Origin of the sequence: Streptomyces sp. NPDC059455, from assembly GCF_042750115.1 — a bacterium.
In the GTDB taxonomy this organism is placed as follows: domain Bacteria; phylum Actinomycetota; class Actinomycetes; order Streptomycetales; family Streptomycetaceae; genus Streptomyces; species Streptomyces endocoffeicus.
Genome location: NZ_JBHYVB010000071.1, coordinates 41,207 through 49,302, shown reverse-complemented (window position 1 = coordinate 49,302; position 8,096 = coordinate 41,207). Strand labels below are relative to the sequence as shown.

The 8,096-nt window shown below is 71.6% G+C and carries 1 protein-coding gene; it reads left to right on the top strand.

Annotation, left to right across the window (positions count from 1 at the left end; translation table 11 throughout):
* The coding region (locus tag ACFXB5_RS24740) for an SDR family NAD(P)-dependent oxidoreductase (RefSeq protein WP_385211572.1) at nt 1–8,096 on the top strand (8,096 nt) is incomplete at both ends.

Here is an 8,096-nt window from a genome sequence, read left to right as displayed (position 1 = left end):
GGCGGAGGGGATCCGGGCTCGCCGGATCCCCGTGGACTATGCCTCGCACTGCGCTCATGTCGAGGCCATCGAGGGCGAGCTTCAGCAGGCCCTCGCGGGAATCGCCCCGCGCTCCTCGTCGGTGCCGTTCTACTCGACGGTGACCGGCGGGGTGCTGGACACGGCCGGTCTGGACGCCGCGTACTGGTACCGGAATCTGCGTCAGACGGTGCGTTTCGACGAGACCGTACGGGTGCTTCTCGGCGAGGGATTCCAGACGTTCGTGGAGGCCAGCGCGCATCCGGTGCTGACCATGGGCATCGAGCAGACGGCCGAGGACCACGGCACCCCCGTGGCGGCCATCGGCTCGCTGCGCCGCGACGAAGGCGGCCTGGGCCGGTTCCTGACCTCTCTGGCCGAGGCCCATGTCGGCGGTATAGCCGTCGACTGGCGGACGGTGTTCGCCGGGACCGGTGCGCACCCCGTCGACCTGCCGACCTACGCCTTCCAGTATCAGCGCTACTGGCTGGACGCCAACCCGGTTGTCGAGGCGGCGGCCGGTGACGGCTTGAGCGTGGACGCGGTGGACGCGCGCTTCTGGGAGGCGGTGGAGCGCGAGGACCTGGAGGCGCTGACACGGACGCTGGAGGTGGCGGACGAGGAGCAGCAGTCGTCGTTGACGGCGTTGCTTCCGGCGCTGTCGTCCTGGCGCCGTCAGCGGCGTGAGCAGAACACGGTGGACGGCTGGCGTTACCAGGCGGTCTGGAAGCCCCTGGCATCCGGGTCCGAGACCACGCTCTCGGGCACCTGGCTCGTGGCCTTTCCGGAAGGCCGTGGTGACGATGTATTGGTCGCCACCGTGCTGGATGGGCTGGCCGGGCGCGGTGCGCATGTGGTTCGCGTAGCCGTCGGGGCGGCGGATGACCGTGAGGTGATTACGGAGCGGCTGCGCGTGGCCCTCGATGGAGTGGCGGCGGAGCCGTCGGGCGTGGCGGGTGTGTTCTCGCTGCTGGGGCTGGACGAGTCGGCACATGAGACCTTCGAGGTGGTCCCGGCCGGGCTGGCGGCGACGGTGGGCCTGGTCCAGGCGCTGGGCGATGCGGATGTGGTGGCTCCGCTGTGGTGCGGCACCCGGGGCGCGGTGTCGGTGGGGCGTTCCGACCGGCTGGTGAGCCCGGTGCAGTCGATGGTGTGGGGCCTGGGCCGGATCCTGGAGGCGGAGTACCCCCAGCGCTGGGGCGGCGTCGTGGACCTGCCCGAGACCATGGACGACCGCGCGATGACCCGTCTGACCGGAGTGCTGACCGCCGCGGAGACCGAGGACCAGGTCGCGGTGCGCGGGTCCGGCGTCTTCGCCAAGCGGCTGGTGCGGGCCTCCGCGCCCGAGGCCACGGCCGCGGACGGCTGGCGTCCGAACGGTTCGGTGCTGGTGACCGGTGGTACGGGTGCGCTGGGCGGCCATGTGGCCCGCTGGCTGGCGCGTGCGGGTGCCGAGCATCTGGTGCTCACGAGCCGCAGTGGTATGGAGGCCGAGGGCGCCGCCGAGTTGAAGGCGGAGTTGGAGGCACTGGGTGCCCGGGTGACGGTGGCGGCGTGCGACGCGGCCGACCGTGAGGCGCTGGCCGCTGTGCTGGACGCGATTCCGCGGGAGTTCCCGCTGACGGCCGTGGTGCATACGGCCGGTGTGCTGGACGACGGTGTGGTCGACGCACTGACGGTGCGTCGGGCGGCCGGGGTGCTGCGTCCGAAGGTGGACGCGACCCGGAATCTGCATGAGCTGACCGCGGGGATGGATCTGTCGGCGTTCGTGCTGTTCTCCTCGGCGGCGGCCACATTGGGCGGTCCGGGTCAGGGGAGTTACGCGGCGGGTAACGCCTATCTCGACGCGCTGGCGTCGCAGCGGCGCGCGGATGGCCTTCCGGCCACGTCCATCGCCTGGGGCGCTTGGGACGGAGGCGGCCTCGTCACGGATGAGGTCGGCGAGCAGATGAGCCGGTCGGGGATTCTGGCCATGTCCCCCGAGCTGGCGATTTCGGCGCTGCAGCAGGCCCTGGACCACGACGAGACGTTCCTCGCGGTCGCGGACATCGACTGGACGCGTCTCGATGCCGACTCTCCCGACGCTCCCCTCTTCCGCCAGTTGCGCAGCGCGCAGAGTGCGACCACGGAGAAGCAGCCCACGGCGGGCAGTGCCGTCCCCGGGCGGGCGGAACTTCACAACCAACTGGAAGCCATGTCTCGGGAGAAGCGCGAAGGGGCGCTGCGGGATCTGGTGCGCGCCCAGGCCGCCGATGTCCTCGCTCACGACAGCGCGGACGCGGTCGCGTCGGACCGCGCCTTCCGCGACCTCGGCTTCGACTCGCTGACCGCCGTCGAACTGCGCAACCGGATCGGCGCGGCGACCGGGCTGCGGCTGCCGGTCAGCCTGGTCTTCGACTACCCCACGCCCATTGTGCTGGCACGGTTCCTGAACGGCGAGATGTTCGGCACCGAGGAAGGCGGCGCCGCCAAGACGGCGCCGGCCCGCTCGAAGTCGTTCGATGAGCCCATCGCGATCGTGGCGATGAGCTGCCGGTTCCCGGGCGGTGTGCGGACCCCTGAGCAGCTGTGGGACGTGGTGAACGCCGGGGTCGACACGATCTCCGGGTTCCCCGACGACCGTGGCTGGGACCTCGAGGGGCTGTACGACCCCGACCCCGACAAGCCGGGCACGACCACCGCCAGCACCGGCGGATTCCTCGACAACGTCTCCGACTTCGACCCGGACTTCTTCGGGATCTCGCGGCGTGAGGCCCTGGCCATGGACCCCCAGCAGCGGCTGCTGCTGGAGACGTCCTGGGAGGCGTTCGAGCGCGCCGGCATCGACCCGGCCGCGTTGCGTGGCAGCCAGGCGGGCGTCTTCATCGGCTCCAACTACCAGGACTACGGCGGCCGGGCCGTCAGCGCGCCGGACGGGGTGCAGGGCTATCTCGGACTCGGCAGCGCGTCGAGCGTCGCCTCCGGCCGCCTCTCCTACACCTTCGGCTTCGAGGGCCCGGCCATGACGGTGGACACCGCGTGCTCGTCGTCGCTGGTCGCCTTGCACCTGGCCTGCCAGTCGCTGCGGCAAGGCGAATGCGACATGGCGCTGGCCGGCGGTGTGACGGTCATGGTCACGCCGGGCACGTTCGTCGAGTTCAGCGCCCAGCGTGTGCTGTCGCCGGACGGGCGGTGCAAGGCGTTCTCCGCCGAGGCCGACGGCACGGGCTGGTCCGAGGGCGTGGGCCTGCTGCTGGTCGAGCGGCTGTCGGACGCCCGGCGCAACGGCCACCAGGTGCTGGCCGTCGTCCGGGGGTCGGCCATCAACCAGGACGGCGCGTCCAACGGCCTGACGGCGCCGAACGGCCCGTCGCAGCAGCGGGTGATCGGCAAGGCTCTGGAGTACGCGGGCCTGTCGACCGCCGACGTGGACGCGGTGGAGGCCCATGGCACGGGCACCTCGCTCGGTGATCCGATCGAGGCGCAGGCACTGATGGCCACGTATGGTCAGGGGCGGCCGGCGGACCAGCCGCTGTGGCTGGGCTCCATCAAGTCCAACATCGGGCACACGCAGGCGGCCGCGGGTGTGGCCGGGGTCATCAAGATGGTGATGGCCATGCGGGAGGGCGTGCTGCCGAAGACGCTCCACGCGGACGAGCCCTCGCCGCACATCGACTGGACCAGCGGCGCGGTGTCCCTCCTGACCGAGGCGACCCCGTGGCCGGAGACGGACCGCCCGCGCCGGGCGGCTGTGTCGTCCTTCGGGATCAGCGGCACCAACGCGCACACGATCATCGAGGCGGCCGACGCCGTCGAGTCGCCGTCGCCGGAGACGGGGGGCGAGGCCACCGGTTCCCCGGTCGGCATCGCGGTGGTTCCGTGGCTGCTCTCCGGCGGCAGCCCGGACGCGCTGAGCGCTCAGGCCGGGCGACTGCGCGAGTTCGACGGTGTGGGAACCGCACACGCCAATGGCCTCGCCGACATCGGCTATTCGCTGGCGACGACACGTTCCGCCCTGCCCTACCGCGCGGTTGTGGTCGCCGAGGAGCCGGCGCAGTTCCGGTCCGGACTCGACGCGCTGGCGGAGGGCAGGAACGCGGCCACGCTGATCCAGGGCATGGCCCGGGCCGAGCACAAGACGGCGTTCCTGTTCTCGGGCCAGGGCGCGCAGCGGCTCGGCATGGGACGGGAGCTGTACGACGCCTTCCCGGTGTTCGCCCAGGCTCTGGACGAGGTGTGCGCCCATCTCGATGTGCTGCTCGACCGTCCGCTCACCGAGGTGATGTTCGCGGCCGAGGACAGCGCGGACGCCGAGCTGCTGAACCGGACGGCGTTCACCCAGCCGGCGCTGTTCGCCATCGAGGTGGCGCTGTTCCGGCTGCTGGAGCACTGGGGTGTCACCCCGGATGTGCTGATCGGCCACTCCATCGGTGAGGTTGCCGCCGCGCATGTGGCGGGTGTCTTCTCGCTGGAGGACGCGTGCGCGCTGGTGGCGGCCCGTGGTCGGCTGATGCAGGCGCTGCCGGAGGGCGGCGCGATGGTGGCCGTTCAGGCGCCCGAGGAGGAGATCGCGGCGTCGCTGGCCGGTCGTGAGGCCGAGGTGAGCATCGCCGCCATCAACGGCCCGACTTCCGTGGTCATCGCGGGCGATGAGGCCGCGGTGCTGGAGATCGCCGGACAGTGTGAGCGAGAGGGTCGTAAGACGCGTCGCCTGCGCGTCAGCCACGCCTTCCACTCCCCGCGCATGGACGGGGTGCTCGGTGACTTCCGTAAGGTCGTCGAGGGGCTGTCGTTCGCTCCGCCGACCCTCTCCCTGGTCTCCAACGTCACCGGCACGTCTGCCGACACGGATGAGGTGTGTTCGCCGGAGTACTGGGTGCGCCATGTGCGGGAGGCGGTGCGGTTCGCGGACGGGGTACGGACCCTGGAGAAGCTGGGCGTGACGTCGTTCGTGGAGGTGGGCCCGGACGGTGTGCTCACCGCGATGGCCCAGGACTGCCTGGCGGCTGAGGAGCCCGATGGCGGGTCCGCTCCCTCCCTCGTGCCCGTGCTGCGCAAGGACCGGCCCGAGATCCAGTCGCTGACCATGGCGCTGGCCGAACTCCACGTCCACGGCACCACGGTGAAGTGGGACGCGGTGTTCGCCGGGCGTGGCGCCCGGCGGGTGGAGCTGCCCACCTACGCCTTCCAGCGGCAGCGCTACTGGCTCGAAACGGCGCCGGCCGCCGGCGGGGATGTGACCTCGGCGGGGCTGGACTCGCCCGACCACCCGCTCCTCGGCGCCGCCGTCGCCCTGGCCGACACCGACTCCTACCTGTTCACCGGCCGCCTGTCCGTCGCCACTCAGCCGTGGCTGGCCGACCATGTCTTCGCGGAGACCGTTCTCTTCCCGGGCACGGCCTTCGTGGAAGTGGCCCTGCGCGCCGCGGAGCAGGTGGGCTGTGAGCGGCTGGATGAGCTGACCATCGAGATGCCGCTGGTCCTGCCCGAACGGGGCGCGGCCCAGATCCAGCTCACCGTGGGCGAGCCGGACGAGTCCGGAGCCCGTTCGCTCAACCTGTACTCCAGGCCCGAGGACGCCCAGCCGGACGGCCCCTGGACACGCCACGCGACCGGCCTGCTCACCAGGGACCCGTCCACCACGGCACTGGAGTCCGTGGCCGCCGACTTCGCCGTGTGGCCGCCCGCGGAGGCGCAGCCGATCGACGTGGCCGACCTCTACGACCAGTTCCTCGATGTCGGCTTCGCCTACGGCCCGGCCTTCCAGGGGCTGCGAGCCGCCTGGCGCCGTGGCGACGAGATCTTCGCCGAGGTCGTCCTGCCCGAGACGCAGGAGACCGAGGCCGCGCGGTACGGCCTGCACCCGGCGCTGCTCGACGCCTCGCTGCATACCTTCGCGTTCAAGTCCTCCGGCACCGATGGCAGCGCCCTTCCGTTCTCGTGGAACGGGGTGACCCTCCACACCGGTGGTGCGTCCGCGCTGCGCGTACGGCTTGGGAGCGTCGGCGAGGACGCGGTCTCCCTGCACGCCACCGACACCTCCGGGGCACTCGTCGCCTCGGTCGACTCCCTCGTACTGCGGCCCGTGGCCCCGGAGCAGGTGAACTCCGTCCAGCCGTACGAGTCGCTGTACCAGCTCGAATTGGTGCCCGTGGACATGTCCCGCGCCCAGGAGACGAGCGGCGGGGCGGCCGGGCGCTGGGCGCTCGTCGGGCCCGACCAGGCTGAGGTGACCGGCGTCCTCGGATCGGCCGGAGTCACCGTGGACACCTACCCGGACCTCGCGGCCCTGGCCGAGGCCATCGGCGGGGGCGCGACCGCGCCCGATGTCGTCCTGGCCCCCACCGTGTCCTGTAGCCGCCGGACGCAAGCCCTGGCGGAGGCGGTACGGGAAGTCAGCCACTACGCCCTCGGCCTGCTCAAGAGCTGGCTGGTCGACGATCGCTTCGGCGCCTCCCGCCTGGTGTTCCTCACCCGGGGAGCCATCGCCGCGGGCGACGATGCCGATGTGGCCGACCCCGCCGGCGCGGCCGTCTGGGGCCTGGTGCGCTCGGCTCAGTCCGAGAACCCCGACCGGTTCGTCCTGGTCGACCTGGACGGCCAGGAAGGCTCACGCCGGATCCTCCCGGCGGTGCTCGCCACCGACGAGCCGCAGGCCGTGGTCCGCGAGGGCACGGTGCTCGGCCAGCGCATGGCCCGGGTCTCCTCGGGCACCGCGCTGCTGCCGCCCGCTGGGGTGCGCGAATGGCGGTTGGACATGCACACCAAGGGGATCTTGGAGAATCTGGAGCTGCTGCCCTGCCCCGATGCCGCCGAAGCCCTGGGCGAGAACGAGATCAGGGTCGAGATGCGCGCGGCGGGCCTGAACTTCCGCGATGTGCTCAACGCCCTGGGGATGTACCCCGGACAGGCCGGGCCGCTCGGTACCGAGGGCGCCGGTGTGGTGACCGAGGTCGGCTCCGCGGTCAAGGACCTGGTGCCGGGCGACAAGGTGATGGGCATCTTCAGCGGGTCGTTCGGCCCGGTTGCGAGCACCGACCGGCGGTACGTCGCCCGGGTCCCGGAGGGCTGGACGTTCGAGCAGGCGGCTTCCACGCCGATCGTGTTCCTGACGGCCTATTACGCCATGGTGGATCTGGGTGGTCTGCAGGCCGGTCAGTCGGTGCTGGTGCATTCGGCGGCCGGTGGTGTGGGCATGGCCACGCTGCAGTTGGCACGGCACCTCGGGGCCGAGGTCTTCGGCACCGCGAGTGAGGGCAAGTGGGACACTCTGCGGTCGCTGGGTCTGGATGACGAGCACATCGCGTCGTCGCGGACGCTGGACTTCGAGAGGCGCTTCCTCGATGTGACCGGCGGGCGTGGCATGGACGTGGTGCTGGACGCGCTGGCGCGGGAGTTCGTGGACGCGGGTCTGCGTCTGCTGCCGCGCGGCGGCCGGTTCCTGGAGATGGGCAAGACCGACGTCAGGGTGCCGGAGGAGGTGGCCGCCGAATACGGGGTCTCCTACCAGGCGTTCGACCTGATGGAGGCGGGGCCCGATCGCATCCAGGAGATGTGGGGCGAGCTGATTTCGCTGTTCGAGGGCGGGGTGCTGCGGCCGCTGCCGGTGCGCTCCTGGGATGTGCGCAGGGCGCCCGAGGCGTTCCGCTTCATCAGCCAGGCCCGGCATACGGGCAAGGTGGCGCTGACCATTCCGAGGACGCTGGACGGTCCGGGGACGGTGCTGATCACGGGTGGTACGGGTGGTCTGGGTGCGTTGCTGGCCCGTCATCTGGTGGTGGAGCACAAGGTTGAGCGTCTGGTGCTGACGAGTCGTCGTGGCGTGGAGGCGCCGGGTGCGGCGGAGTTGGTGGCGGAGCTGGCCGGGCTGGGGGCCGAGGTGGAGGCGGTGGCGTGTGATGTCGCCGACCGCGACTCCCTCGCCGCGCTTCTGGCCTCCCTGCCGGCCGAGCACCCGCTCACCGCCGTGATTCACACCGCCGGTGTGCTGGACGACGGCGTCGTCGAGGCACTCACTCCCGAGCGCGTCGACCGTGTGCTGCGGCCCAAGGTCGACACGGGGCTCACACGCCACCAGCGGGCCCCCCGCCGCCTCCCGT